General features: G+C 68.3%; 1 protein-coding gene. It reads right to left on the bottom strand.

Annotated features, from left to right (window positions below):
- Positions 1-12: 12 nt before the first annotated feature.
- Entirely contained in the window at positions 13-915 is a 903-nt protein-coding gene (locus tag LQ51_RS10155) for an IS5 family transposase (protein ID WP_046564476.1), read from the bottom strand.
- Between the last annotated feature and the right edge of the window lie 125 nt (positions 916-1,040).

The raw sequence follows: 1,040 nt of genomic DNA, 5'->3' as shown, positions 1-1,040 counted from the left end.
CTAGCCCGTGTTTCATAAGGCTCGGAGCCACTGGTTGATGATGGCGATGGTGACGGTGGCTTCGTAGCGGACGGCGAGTTTTTCGTATCGGGTGGCCATGGCGCGGTGTTGCTTGAGCTGGTTGATGCCGCATTCGACGGCGTGCCGTAGCCGGTAGTCGGCGGGGTTGAAGGCGGGCGGTCGGCCGCCTTTGGATCCTTTGGCCTTGCGGTGGGCGTCCTGGTCGGCCTTGCTCGGGATGCAGACTCGGATCTTGCGGCGGCGGGCGTATCCGCGGTTGCCGCGGCTGGTGTACGCCTTGTCGGCCAGGATCAGGTCGGGACGGGTGCGAGGCCGTCCGCCGCCGACCCGGTCCACCTTGATCCGTTCCAGGACGGTGATGAACTGCGGGCTGTCGCCGCGCTGCCCGCCGGTGATCACCACGGCCAGGGTCTTGCGGCCCTGTTCGCAGGCCAGGTGCGTCTTGGTGGTGAAGCCGCCCCGCGATCGGCCCAGCCCATGATCGTCGGGCTCGGTGGCAACACCACCGGGTGGTTCCTTCTGCTGGTGGCCGTTGCGGCGGGCGCCGGCGGCGTGCTGGTGGGCGCGGCTGATCGTGGAGTCGACGCTCACCGTCCACTCGATCTTCCCGGCGGCGTCCGCTGCGGCCTGCAACCCGGCCAGGACCTTCGCCCAGGTGCCGTCGCGCTGCCACCGCCGGAACCAGCGATACAAGGTCTGCCAGGGCGCGTACACCTCGGGCACGTCCCGCCACGGTGTTCCGGTCCGGACCCGCCACCGGATCCCGTCGATGATCTGCCGTTTCGTCCACCGCGGCGGACGCCCCCTGCCCGGCTCCGTAGGCAGAACAGGACACAGGCCTGCCCACTGAGCGTCGGTGAGGTCGTGCCGCCTCGCTGCCGCTACCCTGGGCACGAGGTCTCCGGAAGGTTCTCGGTTTGCTTGGTCGCTAACCGATCTACCGGAGACCTCAACTTTTATCGATCACCGCCACGCCGGGCCTACCTCACCGTCCGGAAGCCCTTACGAAACACGGGCTA

Source organism: Micromonospora sp. HK10, from assembly GCF_000982955.1.
Taxonomy (GTDB): domain Bacteria; phylum Actinomycetota; class Actinomycetes; order Mycobacteriales; family Micromonosporaceae; genus Micromonospora.
This window is presented reverse-complemented; position numbering and strand designations above follow the sequence as displayed.